This is a genomic window from Plantactinospora sp. CA-294935 (genome assembly GCF_050936445.1).
In the GTDB taxonomy this organism is placed as follows: Bacteria; Actinomycetota; Actinomycetes; order Mycobacteriales; family Micromonosporaceae; genus Plantactinospora.
Window position 1 is genome coordinate 8,484,487 of the sequence record NZ_JBNJMU010000001.1, and the last position, 15,728, is coordinate 8,500,214.

At 69.8% G+C, this 15,728-nt stretch carries 12 protein-coding genes and 2 pseudogenes; 7 read left to right on the forward strand and 7 right to left on the reverse strand.

Annotated elements, in window-relative coordinates:
* Window positions 1-252 precede the first annotated feature (252 nt).
* Window positions 253-1,605: a hypothetical protein gene (locus tag ACQEVC_RS37235; protein ID WP_432887687.1), complete on the forward strand. Its 1,353-nt coding sequence runs from the start codon at window positions 253-255 to the stop codon at window positions 1,603-1,605.
* Window positions 1,606-1,666: 61 nt separating this feature from the next.
* Here ACQEVC_RS37235 and ACQEVC_RS37240 read toward each other — a convergent pair.
* Window positions 1,667-1,945, reverse strand: a pseudogene (locus ACQEVC_RS37240) (hypothetical protein); the annotation flags it as partial.
* Between the two features lie 40 nt (window positions 1,946-1,985).
* On the opposite strand from ACQEVC_RS37240, the gene ACQEVC_RS37245 reads away from it, so the two are divergent.
* Both ACQEVC_RS37245 and ACQEVC_RS37250 read left to right on the forward strand, forming a co-directional pair.
* Window positions 1,986-2,603: a GNAT family N-acetyltransferase gene (locus ACQEVC_RS37245; RefSeq protein WP_432887690.1), complete on the forward strand. Its 618-nt coding sequence runs from the start codon at window positions 1,986-1,988 to the stop codon at window positions 2,601-2,603.
* 464 nt (window positions 2,604-3,067) lie between these two features.
* Window positions 3,068-6,142, forward strand: coding sequence for an AfsR/SARP family transcriptional regulator (locus ACQEVC_RS37250; protein ID WP_432887692.1), 3,075 nt, complete (start codon window positions 3,068-3,070; stop codon window positions 6,140-6,142).
* A 156-nt stretch (window positions 6,143-6,298) separates the two neighbouring features.
* Here ACQEVC_RS37250 and ACQEVC_RS37255 read toward each other — a convergent pair whose 3' ends face one another.
* The gene (locus tag ACQEVC_RS37255; RefSeq protein WP_432887695.1) at window positions 6,299-7,912 is read right to left on the reverse strand and encodes an FAD-binding oxidoreductase; all 1,614 of its coding nucleotides are present in this window, start codon (window positions 7,910-7,912) and stop codon (window positions 6,299-6,301) included.
* 569 nt (window positions 7,913-8,481) lie between these two features.
* Here ACQEVC_RS37255 and ACQEVC_RS37260 point away from each other — a divergent pair.
* A complete protein-coding gene (locus tag ACQEVC_RS37260) occupies window positions 8,482-9,201 on the forward strand; it encodes a hypothetical protein (RefSeq protein WP_432887697.1) in 720 nt (239 codons plus the stop codon).
* A 375-nt stretch (window positions 9,202-9,576) separates the two neighbouring features.
* On the opposite strand, the pseudogene ACQEVC_RS37265 reads toward ACQEVC_RS37260, so the two are convergent.
* Window positions 9,577-9,963 (reverse strand): annotated as a pseudogene (locus ACQEVC_RS37265) (DUF4394 domain-containing protein); the annotation flags it as partial.
* A 158-nt stretch (window positions 9,964-10,121) separates the two neighbouring features.
* Here ACQEVC_RS37265 and ACQEVC_RS37270 point away from each other — a divergent pair.
* The gene (locus ACQEVC_RS37270) at window positions 10,122-11,357 is read left to right on the forward strand and encodes a TolB family protein (protein WP_432887699.1); all 1,236 of its coding nucleotides are present in this window, start codon (window positions 10,122-10,124) and stop codon (window positions 11,355-11,357) included.
* Between the two features lie 13 nt (window positions 11,358-11,370).
* On the opposite strand, the gene ACQEVC_RS37275 is transcribed toward ACQEVC_RS37270, so the two are convergent.
* From ACQEVC_RS37275 to ACQEVC_RS37285, 3 genes are read right to left on the reverse strand one after another with little or no spacing between them, the layout of a single operon-like run.
* Entirely contained in the window at window positions 11,371-11,802 is a 432-nt protein-coding gene (locus tag ACQEVC_RS37275) for an Imm1 family immunity protein (RefSeq protein ID WP_432887702.1), read from the reverse strand.
* The gene (locus ACQEVC_RS37280; protein WP_432887704.1) at window positions 11,799-12,056 is read right to left on the reverse strand and encodes a hypothetical protein; all 258 of its coding nucleotides are present in this window, start codon (window positions 12,054-12,056) and stop codon (window positions 11,799-11,801) included. Before ACQEVC_RS37280 ends, ACQEVC_RS37275 begins: the two co-directional genes overlap by 4 nt.
* Window positions 12,053-12,340, reverse strand: coding sequence for a DivIVA domain-containing protein (locus tag ACQEVC_RS37285; RefSeq protein WP_432887707.1), 288 nt, complete (start codon window positions 12,338-12,340; stop codon window positions 12,053-12,055). The genes ACQEVC_RS37280 and ACQEVC_RS37285 overlap by 4 nt, the downstream gene beginning before the upstream one ends.
* Window positions 12,341-12,664: 324 nt before the next feature.
* Between ACQEVC_RS37285 and ACQEVC_RS37290 the strand changes: the two genes are divergently transcribed.
* Entirely contained in the window at window positions 12,665-13,831 is a 1,167-nt protein-coding gene (locus tag ACQEVC_RS37290; protein WP_432887710.1) for a helix-turn-helix transcriptional regulator, read from the forward strand.
* Window positions 13,832-13,839: 8 nt separating this feature from the next.
* A complete protein-coding gene (locus ACQEVC_RS37295) occupies window positions 13,840-14,562 on the forward strand; it encodes a 5-formyltetrahydrofolate cyclo-ligase (RefSeq protein ID WP_432887712.1) in 723 nt (240 codons plus the stop codon).
* 318 nt (window positions 14,563-14,880) lie between these two features.
* Here the strand turns inward: ACQEVC_RS37295 and ACQEVC_RS37300 are convergent, their stop codons facing one another.
* Entirely contained in the window at window positions 14,881-15,459 is a 579-nt protein-coding gene (locus tag ACQEVC_RS37300) for a helix-turn-helix domain-containing protein (RefSeq protein ID WP_432887715.1), read from the reverse strand.
* Window positions 15,460-15,728 lie beyond the last annotated feature (269 nt).

Here is a 15,728-nt window from a genome sequence, read left to right on the forward strand (position 1 = left end):
GGTGACCACCCGGAGGTGGGGATGCCGGCGATAGCGGTCCGCCCGGCTTCGCCGATCGCCCAGCCGATCGATGCCCTTACAGGACAGGCACTTCCGCGTGAGGTGGCTGGGCCGCTCCTTCAAACCGCTCAAGTAGCGCGCGAGCTGCGCATTTGACTGTTCGTCAATTGCTGTTCAATCGTCGTCCTGCACGATCGCAGTCGAGGCGTGGCCTGATCCGGGCCTCGCTACTACTACGTGCAAGGAGGACACTTGAAGGTCCGACTACTCGGCGCCGCTGTCGCCGGAATCCTGGGAACCAGCCTGCTTGCGACACCGTCACAGGCCGCCGGAATGCTTCCGGCCGGAGGAGGCGTGGCGAGCCCTGCTGGGCGCGCCGAGAGGATCGAGATGACAGCGTCCCTCGATTCGACACAGGAGACGATGCCGTCGACAGCTCGCACGGCGGCCACTGGGGCATCCACGACGGCGCCGAGGGGTTTGAACGAGGCGGAGCGTCAGGACCTGGAGAGGCTGGCCCAGCGAACGGGTGAGCCGCTCGGTGCGATCCATAAGCGCCAAGCTCAATCTGGGAGTATGAACCGAGCGCTGGCACGCCTCGACCAGGTTGCGCCGGGCATCATCGCCGCAGCCGAACTCCGGGGAGACGGAACATACCGCGTCTATGTCAAAAGGGCTTCGCCACAGCAGATGGACGCGGCCCGAACCGGACTGGCCCACCTGCCGGTGACCATCGTTGGCGACCGTCGGTACAGCAACGCGGACCTCACCAAAGTCCTGCCGTCCCTCAGCCGGCTCCTGGATGCGGCGTCGCCCGACGTCTACGAGGTCAGCTACGACGCAGCCACGGACCACTTCGTCGCGACGGCCTCCGCTACCGCCGCGAAAGACATCCGTGTGGCATACCCGACACAGCGGGACGGGCTCGTCGACGTGGCCGGCATGCCCGTCGAACTCGTCGTCAAGGAAACCCCGTCGGACGCCACTCCCGAAACGACAGTGGTCGGTGGTGCAGGGCTGAACACCAACGACGGCGGGGTCTTCCAGGCGGCTTGCACCGGCGGGTTCACCGTGCGCACGACGACGGCAGTGGGAACGTTGACAGCGGGGCATTGCCCAAACTTCCTCCACTATGGAAGCGAACGGATCCTGAGTTTCGCGGCTGAATGTGACCCCACCTCCAGCACTTGTGAGAATGGGGACATGCAATGGCATGCCACACCATCGATCGCGCCACGCTTCCGAGCCTACAACAACGTATATCGCGACGTGGAAACGGTTGGATTCCCGGTGGTAGGCGAAACAGCATGTCACTATGGGATCGGAACCGGCATCGGAACCTGCGGCACGGTAAGACAGGCAAACACCTGCCTTAGGCTGGATGCGCCCGAATTTGTGGCGACCAGACTGTGCAACGCAGCCACAATGACCGCCGACATCTCAGAGCCCGGCGACAGCGGCGGCCCGTGGTTCTACGGAAACACAGCCCTGGGAATCCACCATGGCCAGTACACGTACGCTGGGGAGGATCAGTCGGTCTCCGCGTTCACCCAAACCGCCAACCTGCGGCACATCCTCCCAGGCGTGAACATCGCCTACAAGTAAGTTGAGTTGTGAAGGCGGTGATCCCTCGCAGATTACGTGATGCGCGGGTGAGATCACTTGTTCCCCGGTGGCATAGCACGTCGATGTCGCAGATCGCCTCGGCACCGTCGGCGGTCATCACCGCCAGGTCGGCCAGCACCGAACCGCGATCACGGCCCGGCCACCAACCCTGCCGGGCCTACGCCCCCGAGACAGCCTGCGTCAGCCCGGCCCGATCGGCCAGCATCCGCAGCAGCACCCGCACCGCGCGACCCACGCCCTCCGGTACGCGTCGAGCGCCCCCGCCAGGTCTCCACTCCGATACAGAGCTTGAATTGACGGGATTACGTCCTGCGTTAATCGCGTCGCGTGCTGATCGTTCCAGGGGTTAGCCTGGCGCCGTGAGTTCAGGGGACAGCCTTCAGCGCGGATGTGTTGAGCTGGTGGTCCGGCAAGAGCGGGCCGAAGATCACGAGGCCGTGCGGGTGATTCACACCCAGGCGTTCGGCGACGGCGAACGGGTTCCTGCGCTGGTCGATGCGCTGCGCGCAGCTCAGACATCGCTTGCGCCGTTGTCGCTGGTCGCTACCGTCGGCGAGCGGGTGGTCGGCCATGTGATGCTCAGTGCCTGCCGGTTGGACGCCCTGCCCCGGCTCGTGGACGTGTTGTCGCTGTCGCCCCTCGGGGTGCTGCCGGAGTTCCAGCGTCGGGGAATCGGTACTCGGCTCGTGGCGCACGCTCTCGCGGGAGCTGACAGTCGGGGCATCCCTTTGGTGTTCCTGGAGGGCTCACCGCACTACTACGGCAAGCGCGGCTTCGCCGACGCCACGAAGTTGGGCTTTCGTCCGCCCACGCTGCGCTACTCGCCCGGCGTCTTTCAGGTCGCCAAACTGTCCTCGTACGAGGAATGGATGACGGGCACCTTCGTGTACTCCGATGCTTTCTGGGCCCTCGATTGTGTGGGCGGGCGGGGCGAGCGCCTCGCGGCGGCGGACCCTGGTGCCGCGCTTCCGAATTGATCCGACGCGCGGTTGGACACCCGGTTACAGCGGCTCCGGGTCGAGGGGCAGGGATCACCGTGTCGGCGACCCCCAGACCACCCTCGTCCGCCCCGAGGTCGCTGATCAGGCGGTCTTGGGCCAGGAAGCGGGCCAGGGCCGCCAACCTGCTGGGTGACACGGCGCCGTCGTCGAGCAGTATCAGGACGAGGATGCGACGCCGGTTGCCGACCGGTGCCGCGACCGGCTCCCCGTCCTGACGGATGTTCAACGGCCCCACCAGTCCGGCCGCGAGTTCCATCGCGACCGCTCCCCTCCCCCGTTGCTTGCCGTGGAGCACCGTCTACTCAGCAGCACTGCCTATTCATGATCAGACGTCCACCGTGGAGGAAGCGTGGAAGGAACGTGGAGAGCCTCCCCGGGTAACATCAACATCTTCCACTGCCGTCGCCGCGAAACCGTCGAAGTGCGAGGTCGGAATGCTGATGGTTTCGGTACTGGGGCCGGTGCAGGTGCTCCGCGGCGGCGTCCCGGTCCGACTGGGCCCGCGACAGGTCGAGGTGCTGTCGATCCTACTGGTCAACCGGGGCACGTCGGTGCCGGCCAGCCGGATGGTGAAACTGATCTGGGGCGATGCGGTCCCGCCCGGCGCCCCGGCCACGCTGCGCAGTCACGTGTCGCACCTACGCCGGGCGCTGCATCCGGCCTCCCCCGGCGCCGCCGACATCATCAGTGGTGCCGGTAACCCCTCCGGCCGGGGATACCGGCTGGATCTGGCTCCGGAACAGATCGACGCACACCGGTTCGAGCAGGAGTACGCACGGGCCCACCACCTGCTGCGGGCACACGACGCCGAGGAGACGGGCCGGGCCGTCGCCGTACTGCACGACGCCCTGGGACTCTGGCGTGGACCGGCCTTCGCCGACGTGGCCGACCGCCCGTTCGCGCTGAACGAGGCGGCCCGGCTCACCGCGCTGCACCGCTCGGCCCGGCTCGTCCATGCCGAGGCGCTCGCCTCGCTCGGCCGGTACGGCGAGGTGATCATCGCGCTCTCCGGTGTGGTGGCCGAGGAGCCGTACGACGAGGGGCTGCGCCGGCTCCTCGCCGTCGCCCTCTATGCCGAGCAGCGGGTGGACGAGGCCGCCCAGCTCTGCCGGGCGGGCCTGGTTCTGCTGCGCCAGCGCGGCATCGACGCCCCCGACCTCCAGGAGTTGCAGCGCCGGATCCTGCGGCGCGACGTCCCGCTGCACGGTTCGCCGCCCCGAGCGACCGGCGCCGTCACGGCCGGACCGGGAGAAGCGGCCGCCGGACCCACACCCGCCCCCACCGTCCGCACTCCGATCGACCCGACCCAGCCCGCGACCAGCCCCGCCGACGCCAACGCCACGAGCGCAAGCGCCACCAGCACCAGCACCAGCACCAGCACCAGCACCGCCACCGCCACCGCCACCAGCACCAGCACCAGCACCGACACCGACACCGACACCGACACCGACACCGACACCGACGAGTCAATCCCCGCCGGGCCGGTCGCGCCACACCTGCTGCCGCCGGATCCGGCACGTTTCGTCGGCCGCGCGACGGAGTTGGCCGACATCCGACGGCGACTGGACGACCTGACCGACCGGGCCGAGACGATGGTGATCACCGGGCCGCCGGGAGTGGGCAAATCCAGCCTGGCGATCCGGGCCGGGCACGCGGTGGCGGACCGGTTCCCCGACGGCCAGCTATACGTCAACCTGCGCGGCTTCGACCAGACCGGCCCGGCGCTCGGCCCCGGTGAGGCGATCCGAGGTTTCCTCGACGCGCTCGGGATACCGCAGCAGCAGTTCCCCGTCACCGAGGCGGCCCAGGCCGGCCTGTACCGGGCGAGGCTGGCCGGCCAGCGGATGCTGGTGGTGCTGGACAACGCCCGCGACGCCGACCAGGTACGCCCGTTGCTGGTCGGGTCGCCGGGCTGCGCCGTACTCGTCACCAGCCGCAACCAGCTCGCCGACCTGGTCACCACCGAGGGAGCGCATCCGCTCGGCCTGGATCTGCTCTCCGAGACGGAGGCCCGGCAGTTGCTGGCCCGCCGCCTCGGCGACGAGCGGGTGGCCGACGAACCGGAGGCGGTGGCGGAAATCGTCAGTCGGTGCAGCCGGCTCCCGCTGGCACTGGCGATCGTGGCCGCCCGGGCGGCCGACAACCCGCGTTTCCCGCTCGAATCGTTCGCCGACGAGCTACGCCAGGCCGACCAGGGCCTGGACGGGTTCCGGGCTGCCACCCCGGCCACCAACATCCGTACCGTCTTCTCCTGGTCCTACCACACCCTCAGCCCGCCGGCCGCTCGGCTGTTCCGGCTGCTCGCCCTCCCGCCCGGCCCCAGCATCACCGTGCCGGCGGCGGCCAGCCTCGCCGCCGAGCCGGCCGACCGGCTCCGCCCGGTCCTCACCGAGCTGGCCGCCGCGCACCTGGTCGCCGAGGTGTCACCCGGCCGGTACGCCTGTCACGATCTGTTGCGGGCGTACGCCATCGAGCTGGCCGGCGAGGACCCGGAGCCCGAACGACAGGCCGCCGAGCGCCGCCTGCTCGACCACTACCTGCACACGGCCCGTGCCGCCGACCGGCTGATCTGGCCACAGCGGGACCCGATCGCCATCGCGCCGCCCCGGGCCGGGGTGGTCCCCGAGCAGCTCACCGACCAGCACTCGGCGCTGGCCTGGTTCGCCGCCGAGCACGCTGTACTGCTGGACGTGGTCGCGCGGGCGGTCGACACCGGATTCGACGCGCCCGCCTGGCAACTCGTCTGGACCCTGGTGAACTTCTTCGACCACCGGGGGCACTGGGACGACTGGTTGGCCAGCGTCGGGCGGGTGATGCCGGCGCTCGACCGCCTCGGTGACCGGTCCGCCCAGGCGCACGCCCACCGCCTCCTCGGTGCCGCGTACGTGCGGTTGCAGCGCCACGACGACGCGCGGGCGGCGTACCGGCGCGCACTGGATCTCTTCGGCGAACTCGGTGACACGGTCGGCGAGGCGTTCACCCACCGCAGCCTGGGCTGGCTGGCCGAACGCCAGGGGGACCCGGCCGGCGCGCTCCGCAGCGACCTGCAGGCGTTGCAGCTCTTCCAGCAGGTGGGCCACCTGGACGGCCAGGCCAGCGCGCTCAACTCGGTCGGCTGGTGCCAGGCGTTGCTCGGCCGGTACGAGGAGGCGATCGACCACTGCGAACAGGCCCTCCTGCTGCATCGGAAGAACGGCAACCGGGGCGGCGAGGCCAGCGCCCTGGACAGCCTCGGCTACGCCCATCACCTGCTCGGCGACCACGTTTCGGCGATCGGCTACCTGCGGCAGGCGGTCGAGCTGTGCCGGGAACTCGGACGGTGGACCCAGGAGGCGGAATCCCTGCACCGCCTCGGCGACGCGCAGTACGCCGCCGGGGCCGTACCCGATGCCCGCCTGGCCTGGCGGGCGGCGCTGGCCATCCTCGACCGGCTGGGCCGCCCCGAAGCCGCCACGGTCCGCGGCAAGCTCGACCGTGGCGGCCCCGGGGCCGGTCCGCCGACGGGTCACCTTTAGTATCCGCCGTCCTGGTATACCCGTGGGTTCCGATCCCGGCGTCGGCCAGGGTTGGCCGGGATCAGCCTGGTTGGACGGCCCCGGCGGGGCGCCGGGGGGTTGGCCGGGATCAGCCTGGTTGGACGGTCCCAGCGGGACGCCGGGGGTTGGCCGGGATCAGCCTGGTTGGACGGAGAGGCCGTGCCGGAACACGTCCCGGGGATCCCAGCGCGCCTTGGCCCGTTGCAACCGGGGATAGTTGGCCCCGTAGTACAGCGAGTGCCACGGCACGCCGGAGGTGTTCCAGGCCGGGTCGGCGAGGTCGACGTCCGGATAGTTGATGTAGGAACCGTCGTTGACGTCGCCGGGCACCGGCACTCCGCCGGTGTCCGCGTACACGTCGCGGTAGAACTCGCGGATCCACGCCAGGTGCCTGGCGTCCTCGGCCGGGTCGGCCCAGCCCGCGAGGTAGAACAGCTTGATCACCGAGTCGCGCTGCGCGGTGGCGGTCGCTGCCGACGGTACGGTGTTGATCTGCCCGCCGTAGGTGTTGAGACTCAGCGACCCGGCCGGGTTGTCGTAGTCGCCCCGGGTCAGGTGATGGTATGCGGCGGCGATCTGCCGATCGGTGAGCCCCCGGCGGAGGTAGCCCGCCTTGGTCTTGAGCCGCCACTGCTTGCCGTCGTCGCCGTTGCCTCTCAGCGCCGAGGTCAGCCACGGCAGGACCTCCTGGCTACGGACGGGCGCGACACCGACACCCGTGTTCAGCACGGCGACGTGCTCGTCCAGCAACCGGGCGGCGTCGGCACCGTCGGCAACCTGGCCGATCAGCGTGTGGTTGCCCGCCGGCCGGCGGGACAGCAACAGTTCGCCGTACAGCCGGGATTGCGGGGTACCGGGAGCGCGGTGCCGCGTGCACCAGTCGCCGAAATTGCGGGCCAGTCTGGCGAATCCCCGCTCATCCATGCCCTGCCACGGCCACTGGACCGTGAAGGTCAGCACGGATGCGGGCGGCCGGGGCAGCAGCCGGCTCGGGTCGTCGCCGGTCGCCCCTGGCGAGCGGAACCAGTACCGGGTGACGACTCCGAAGTTGCCGCCCCCGCCACCGGTGTGCGCCCACCACAGTTCCCGGTTGGGGTCGTCCCGGTCACGGGTGGCGACCACGGTACGGGCCGTACCCGACTGGTCCACCGTGACGACCTCGACGGCGTAGAGGTGGTCGACGACCAGTCCGTGCAGCCGGGACAGCGGCCCGTACCCACCGCCGGCGACATGCCCACCGGCACCTACTCCGGGGCACGAACCGCCGGGCAGGGTCACGCCCCAGCCGAGATAGAGGCGGCGGTACACCTCGCCCAGGCTGGCGCCCGCCTCGACCGCGAACGCGGACCGCAGCGGATCGTAGTAGACGCCGGTCATCCCGGACAGGTCAATGACCATCCGGACCTGCGGATTGTCGACGAAATCCTCGAAGCAGTGCCCGCCGCTGCGTACCGCGATCCGCTGGCCGGCGCGCACTCCGGCCTGCACCGCGGCCCGAACCTGTTCGGTCGAGCCGACCACCCGGACCTGGTCGGGGGTGCCGACGAAGCGCCGGTTGCCCCGGCGGACCAGATCCGCGTAGCGCGGATCGTCCGGGCCCACCGCGACCGGCCCCAGCGGTGGCGGGCAGCCGTCGCCCGGAGCGGCGACGGCGGGTGCCGGCCGGTGAACCTGCTGGGCGGCCACCCCGGTGGCGACCGCGGCGACCGCGGTGGCACGGAGCAGATCTCTACGGCGGTGTTCGGCCATCTGGCGGATGCTCCCGTTCTGGTGGTGGCGGCGCCGCTTCGGTGCGGTCGACGCCCCGCTGTTCGAGGTCGCCGACAACGCTAGGAGTGTTGGCGGGGCACGGAAATCTTGCTGGCCACCACGTTTGTAAGGGGGAAGGCCCTACCGGCCGGCGGGCGGCCGACTCCACCGGCACCCGCCCGCGGCTTCGCCGGTCGCCGCGGCACCCGTTGCCGAAACCTTTTCGGCGAGGCCGATCGGAGCGCGCCCTTCGGTGGCCTCATGGCGCCCCTATTAGGAGAGATCACACGTTCCAAAGGATTTTGTCGCATCGAGCCTCGTCGAAGTATTGCCGAAAAGGTTTTCGTCCGGCAGGGTGGCGATGAGACCGACTGACCCCACGGCCGGAATGCCGATGCCGCTCGCACCGCCCGGACGACACGGTCGGTGACCGTACCGCTCGGACCGTCCCGTTACCGGCGCCGGTCGACGGGGTCCCCACGATGCCGGAGGGTCGGCTGCGCTGTGCGGCGTGCACGTCCCACAGTGCCCGCCGCCGCCCCCGGCCCTGGCCCACGGAAGGACGAGGAATGAGAATCGAACTGAAGCGGCCACCGACACGGTCGAGATGGCGTGGCTGGCGCGCCGGGATGGCGTTGGGCGTACTGGTGGCGACGGTCCTCACCGCGGCCACCGTCGCCCCGCCGGCCGCCTCCGCCGCCCCGCCGAACGGGACCGTACGGGTCTTCTGGCTCAAGCCCGCCGACGTGGCGTACGACCAGCGCTACCCGGACGGCATCGCAAACGTGATGCGCGAGGCGCAACGGTACTACCGGCAGGAACTGGGCCGGACGTTCCGGCTGAACGACCCGGTCGTCGAGGTCGTCGACGGAGACCAGCTCCGCACGTGGTACGAGAACACCCCGGCGTGCGGGGACAAGTACTGGTGGACCGTGTGCAACATGCAGGCCGAACTCAGGCGCAAGTTCGGCCTGGGCGCACCGGACAGCCGCTGGATCAACGTCGGCGAGATCAGCGCGGAGGGCGAGGGCGCCGGAGGCGGCGGCGGCAACGGCTGGGTCATCCTCAGTGGCCACGACGCGGACGGTGCGGCGGGCATCAACGGAAACATGAATCGCTGGTACGGCGGCATGGTGCACGAACTCGGCCACGCCCTGGGCCTGCCGGACTCCACCTACACCGACGGCACACCGATGTCGGCGTCCTTCTACAACTACCCGAACACCCACTTCAGCCAGGCGCAGAAGGACAGGATCCTCAGCGGTCGGTACGGTTCCTTCCTCTCCTGAGCCTTCCTCTCCTGAGCCTTCCTCTCCTGAGCCTTCCTCTCCCGGACGGTGCCGTCCGCGCGGCTGCCCGGAGCCGGCGCAGGCCGCGAGCCCGCCCCCGGCCAGGTGCCGGGGGCGGGCTCGTCGGTGCCGGCGTCCCGCTCGACGCGATGGTGCAGCACGAACAGCACCAGCAGCAGCCGCAGGTCGAATCAGCTTCCGTCGAGCGCGACGGCGATGTCGCCGACCGGCAGCGGAAGCTCGCCCACCGGGGTCGCCGCCCCGGTGAGCAGGTCGACGGTGTGGAACGTGGCCGAGCCGTCCGTGAGCATGAGGACGGCGAACGCTGACAGCGCGGTGGTCTTGCCGTTGGTCAGCTTGCTGAAGATGTCGAGGCCCGCGTTGGGGCCGGTTGCTGAAGATGTCGAGGCCCGCGTTGGGGCCGGCGTCCGGGCCGAGCCGGCCGGTCGGGACCAGCAGGCCGTCGTTGGCCGGCGACTGGATGACCAGCTGGTCCGAGACCGAGTTGAGGTCGAACAGCGTGGTCCCGGTCTCCGCGTTCAGGTCGTTGTTCGTGTACGCGGCAGCGGTCACCCCGGTCGCCGTCGCGGTCGACGGCGAGTTGGTCAGCGGCTTGTCCACCGTCGTGACGCCCGCGCCCGAGCCGTCGTCTATGTTGTGCCGCAGGCTCTGGCCGGTGTCGCTGATCACCCGCAGCCGGTTGGCCGCCGGATTGAAGTCGACCCCGAACATCGAGCCGTGCAGCGGGACACTGAGCTGCACGGAGCAACCCGGCCTACGACCGGGCGATACCCACTACCCACCACCAGAACGACCGTCAAACCTCGTCCGAACCAATCCACCGGGCTTAATGAAAGACGGAAGTTGGGCGCAAGGCCGCCGGGCCACCACGCCGCCCCGCGTTCCGCTTTAATGGACCCGTGTCGACGCCCCGCGCCCGGACTGTGGCGTACTTCGCCGCCGCCGCTGTCCTCGTCGTCGCCGCGGCGCAGGTGCCCGGCCGGCTCGCCGCGCGGCATGACCCGGCCCCCGCCGAGATCGTCCCGAGCCAGGTGCAGAACCCCTGGCTGTGGCAGGCGACCGTCGGCCAACATCCGGTCGGGCCCGCCTCGGTGCTCTTCTTCACCGCACACACCCGCTATCTCGAGTCGACCGGAGTCGTGGTCGGCCGCGACGGCGGCTACCGGCTGCTGCCGATCAGCGTCGGCGAGGGGCACGGGCTGCTCTCGCCGGACGGCCGCTGGTACCTCCGCCCGGGCACCGGCAGCCTCGTCGACCTGCGCAGCGGCGACGAACGGCGTACCCACCGGCCGGGTCTGCACCCGCTGGCCTGGTCTCCGGACGGAAGGTCGGTCGTCGTCAGCAGGGGCAACGACGACCAGGTGATCACGTACGGGCCGGACAACCAGCAGCTCAACGACCCGGCGAGGCCGGACGACCTGCTCATCGTCGACCCGTGGAGCGGGGCGGAGCGGGTGCTGCCGGTCGGCGTCTTCGACAGTCACAGCGCGGCCGCCTGGTCTCCGGACGGCTCGCTACTGGCCGCGAGCGGCCCGGTGGACCCGGCCGCGCAGCTCGCCGAACGCGAACGGCTGGTGCTGGCCGACCCGGTCACCGGGGCGGTGCGCTGGCAGGTCGAGTTGGGCGACCGGCGGCGGCTGGCCGGGCGGGCCGCCTGGAGCACGGACGGCCGGCGGATCGCCCTGCTGACCCACGACGGCTGCACGACCGGCTGCGCCGACATCGCCGGAACACTCCGGCGCTCCTGGCGGATCGAGTTCCTCGACGCGGCCACCGGTCGCCCAACGGGAGCCCCGGTCCCGGTCCCCGGCTCCGCCACCGAACTGGTCTCCTGGCGGGGCGGGGACCCGGTGGTGGAGCGGCAGTCGCCGGAGGCGGAGGACGGGAAACGGCGGACGGCCCTCGCGGCGATCTCCGCAGACGGTCGGGAACAGGTGCTACTGACCGCCCCGACCGGTGTCAGTGACCTGGAAGTGCCCGGGGACCTGCTGGGCCGTGCCGCGTTCGGCGGTCCGGATCCGCAGCCCTCCCCGTTCGCCGCGCCGCCGTGGTTGGCCGCCACTCTCGCCGTGGCGGTGCTGCTCGCCGTACTGCTGCTGATGCGCTGGCGGCGCCGACGCGCCAGACTCCGCTGATTCCACGCCTCGGCTAACCGTCGCGCCAGCAGACCCGGGTCGGGCGCTTCCCCGTCGCGGCGTACTCCAAGGCGGCGTCCCGGACGGCGCCCGGTGTCACGCAGGCCAGGTTCGGACCGCAACCGATCCGATCGTCACCGTAGTCGAACTCGATCTCCGGAATGCCGTCCGGCCAGGGCGGCAGGTCCGCCTCGTAGCCGAGGACGCTGGCCGGACCGGTCCAGTAGAGGAACCCGCGCGCCGGATGCCCGAGCCCGAGCTGCAACGACGGCGACGTCAGCAGCTCACCCGGTCGAAGATCCGGCTTCAGGAACCTGGGTGGATACACCCCGACCACGTGCGGCCCGATCGAGATCGTCGCCAGGCCGGCCAGCAGGGCATCCAGTTCGGCGATACCGTCCACCGCGCGCCATCTCCCCCGACCCCACACCAGCGCCACGATCACCCGGCTGCTCCGGGTGCCGCCGTGGACCCGGCGCCGCCGTGCCAGACGGGTCCTGGCAGGTCGTCGCGCCGGCCGGCCAGGACCAGGCGTTCGTAGGCCCATCGCCACTCGTCGCAGCGGCTCCGCCCGCACCGGACGCACACCCCCGTCACCGGATCGTCGGCGTGGGTCAGCATCGTGTCCCGGAAGTGCGCGGCCATCTCCTCGGACACCTCGACCGCCGCCGACGGCCGGTCACCCGGTCGCCCCGTCACCGTCGATCACTCGGCCAGCGGGCGTCGGCAACCCGGGCGTTGCGGGTCTGCCAGGGCCGCAGCGCCGCCTTGATCCGATCAGCGTCCCCGCGAGCAACCTGGACATCGCGCCGCAGCAGGTCCACCTCGTCGGCCAGCCGGGCGAGGAACCCGTACACCTCGTCCGGGTCCAGCCCGCGCCGCCACGAACCCCGCCCGAACCGTACGGACCGAATCTCCGCCGAGGTCAGCCTCGGACAGACCGCACCCGCCGCCGAACCACCATCCGATCCGGGTACGCCCACCAGCTCCCCAGGCGCACCGTCACCCCACCCCGCCCTCCGGGCGGCTCCCGCAGCCGAAGACACCTCTGCCCCTTCCGACGTTCCGAACCCTGTCGACTGGATCGGCACCGAGGCGGGCGGGGTCGGCATCCCGCCACGCCGACCTGGCGGAAACCGTTGGCCACAGCACCCGCCCCGGGCCGTACCACCAGCCTCTCGAGCAGTGGTACGACGGCACAGCGTGCGACTTCCGCAAAAGGGAAGCAGAAATGTTGCATCCCGCTACTGCATGTGGATGACTGTTCAGGTCGGGTTCGGACAGAGTCACGACGGGAGGCATTCGCAATGGCCCTGAGAAGACGGCGGCTGGCCAGCCGGCGGAAGTCGACCGGGCACACGCAGGAAAGCCTCGCCGAAAAGCTGAACGTCGATCGCACTACTGTCGTCCGCTGGGAGCGCGCCGAGTCGGAGCCTCAGCCGTGGGTCCGACCTGGCCTGGCCAACGCGCTCCAGGTGACGCTGGAGGAACTCACTCAACTGCTAGACGACGTCGAGGAGGCGAATACGCGCCAGGGTGATCGTCTCGCGTACGTGTTGAAAAATCCACGGACAGCCGACCTCGCCACCGTTGCCTACCTTCGCCACGAGCTTGACGCACTCACCGAGACCTACGACACCACACCGTCCACGTCGCTGCTTCCGACCGTAGGACGCCTGCACGGCGAAATCGCTCTTCTCCATTCTTCGGCCTCGATCGGTGGGGTTCGGCAAGCATTGGCCACCCTACATGCGGCATCGGCGACGCTCATGGGGCAACTCGTCTGGGATGCTTCGCAGCGTCGAGACCGCAGGACGGCCATCAGGTACTACGAACAGGCAGTCGCCGTCGCCAGGCAGAGCAATGAAATCCTCCACGAGGCGCATGCACGACTTCGCACCGGCTTTGTTGCGCTCTACGCCGACCGCGACCCGAAGCGTGGCCTGTCTCAGGCTGCGCACGCCGCTCATCTGGCAGCCGACTTCGGCAGCGGCGCCCTGGCCGGCCTGGCCATGCTGCACGTCGCTGAGGCCTACGCCATGGTGGGCGAGCGGTCTGCGTGTCACCACGCACTCGGCCAAGCAGGAGATCGAATCGACAGCGTAGACACAACCGACCCGGCTCACCGGCTCGTGACGGCCGGCCAGTTCGACCGGGTAGTGGGCTCCTGCTACCTGGCGCTGGGCGACCCTCGGAAGGCACAGCCCGTACTCGAAGCCACATCGTCCGTCCTGCGTACGCGAGAGAAGTCCCGATCTATCGTTCTCGGGAATCTCGCCCTGGCTCATATTCGACAGCGCCACGTTGCGGAGGCCACCGCCGTCCTGCACGAGGCGATCGATGTCGTCGAACGGACCCGGGCCGGGGGCGGCCTGAACGTCCTGTTCAGAGCGAGCCGTGAACTACATCGCTGGCGCAACCGCCATGAGGTCTACCAGGTCACCGACCGGATACTTTCGCTTATCGCCAGGTGAGGCACAGCATGGATATCGATCACGAGAAACAGAAGGTACGGGTGGAGGTCTGGGACCGGTTGGAGCGAGCCGGTGCCACAGGCTCCCACGGTGCACACGGTCGGATTCCGAACTTCATCGGCGCCGAGCTGACCGCCACACGACTCGCAGGCATCTCCGCGTGGCGACAAGCCGAGGTCGTCAAGTCCAATCCCGACAAGGCCCAACTTCCGGTCAGGGTGCAGGCACTCGACGAGGGAAAGCTGCTGTACATGGCGGTTCCCCAGCTCGCCGACGTCCGACCGTTCTACCTACTGGAGGCTGTCAAGCTCGCGGCTCCGCCCGCTGAGGTCGCGACCGGTTCCGGGGCTGCCGCACACGCCGGCAAGGTTGGGACCGACGAGATGCAGGCGATCGACCTGGTGGTCTGCGGTAGCGTCGCGGTCAACCGCGACGGTGTGAGAGTGGGTAAGGGGGCAGGCTACTCGGACCTGGAGGTCGCCCTCCTGACCGAGGCCGGTCTGATCGGCCCGTCCACCGTGCTTGTGACGACGGTCCACCAGCTTCAGGTCCTTGACAGGCCCCTACCGGAGTCACCGCACGACTTCAGTGTCGACCTGATTGTCACCCCCGAGGAGGTCATCTGGTGCGCTCCGCCTCGGCGTCCTCGTGGAATCTACTGGGACGTGCTCAGCGAACAGAAGATCGGCGCAATTCCAGCTCTTTCCCTCAATGCCGGGCGCCCGAGGTGATCGGCTAACTGTTCACCTGGGACCCAGGACCGAGATCGACCGAGCCGCGGGCGGCGTAAGGGCGTCGCCCACAGCCCGCACGACGCATTACTTGCCGACCGCCCCGAGCCACGGGCAACCCTTCTTGCCGAGCCCCATAATCAGCCGACCCAAGCCGCGTACGCCTCCTGGGGTTGGACCAAAGTTGCCGAGCTACGTCCGGGTTGGGATAACGCGCCTCTCTACGACGTACCCATGAAAGAGAGCGTAGGCTCTGATTCCAGCCGATCAGCGCGACGTAACGGACTACCTGGGATGGTCGCATTGCGGTCAAGCGGGTTAGTGCTTTTGTGGTGACAAGTGGGCGCGTTCGCCTTGTGGGCCGAAGAGGGTGAGCAGTTCTGCGGGTTGGGTGTCGGCGCTGCCGATCCAGTGGGGTGTTCGGGTGTCGAATTCGGCGGCTTCGCCGGGGCCGAGGTGGAACTCCTGTTCGTCGAGTACGAACCGGACGCGCCCGTTGAGGACGTAGAACCATTCGTACCCGTCGTGGGTCTGTAGGTTCATCGTGGGCGCCCGGCCGGCGGGCGGATAGATCACCTTGTACGCCTGGATTCCCCCGGCCCGCCTGGTCAGGGGCACCACTGTCAATCCGGACCGGCGCACGGGCCGCAGGTGGATGCGGGGGTCGCCGGTGGGCGGTGCGGCGACCAGATCGTCGAGCGGGACGCCGTGCGCTCGGGCCAGCGGGAGTAGCTGCTCCAGGGTGGGGCGGAGTTTGCCGTTCTCGAGGCGCGACAGGGTGCTGGCCGTCAGGCCGGTCTCGGCTGCCAGGTCTGCCAACGTGGCGCCACGGGCCCGGCGCAGCGCATGCAGCCGCGGCCCGACCCCGGCGAGCACGTCCTCTTCCGCTCTACCCATGCAACCATGATGCGGATCGGCAACTTTTCTTGCAAGTGCGGAACGACTGCGGCGACGCTGGTCGCGGAGGTGACAAGCCGATGGCCACAACGACCGGAACTTCGACGACCGGACCACGGTGGTTGCGCAGCGCGGCAACGCTCGCGGCCGCACTCACTTTGACCACCGCTTGTACGGCGGGAGACGGGCAGGCGCCGCATGCGACACCGGGTCGAACGGTCGCCGCGGCTTCCTCGGCCCTTGATTCCGCCACCCGTGACGACCCCGAG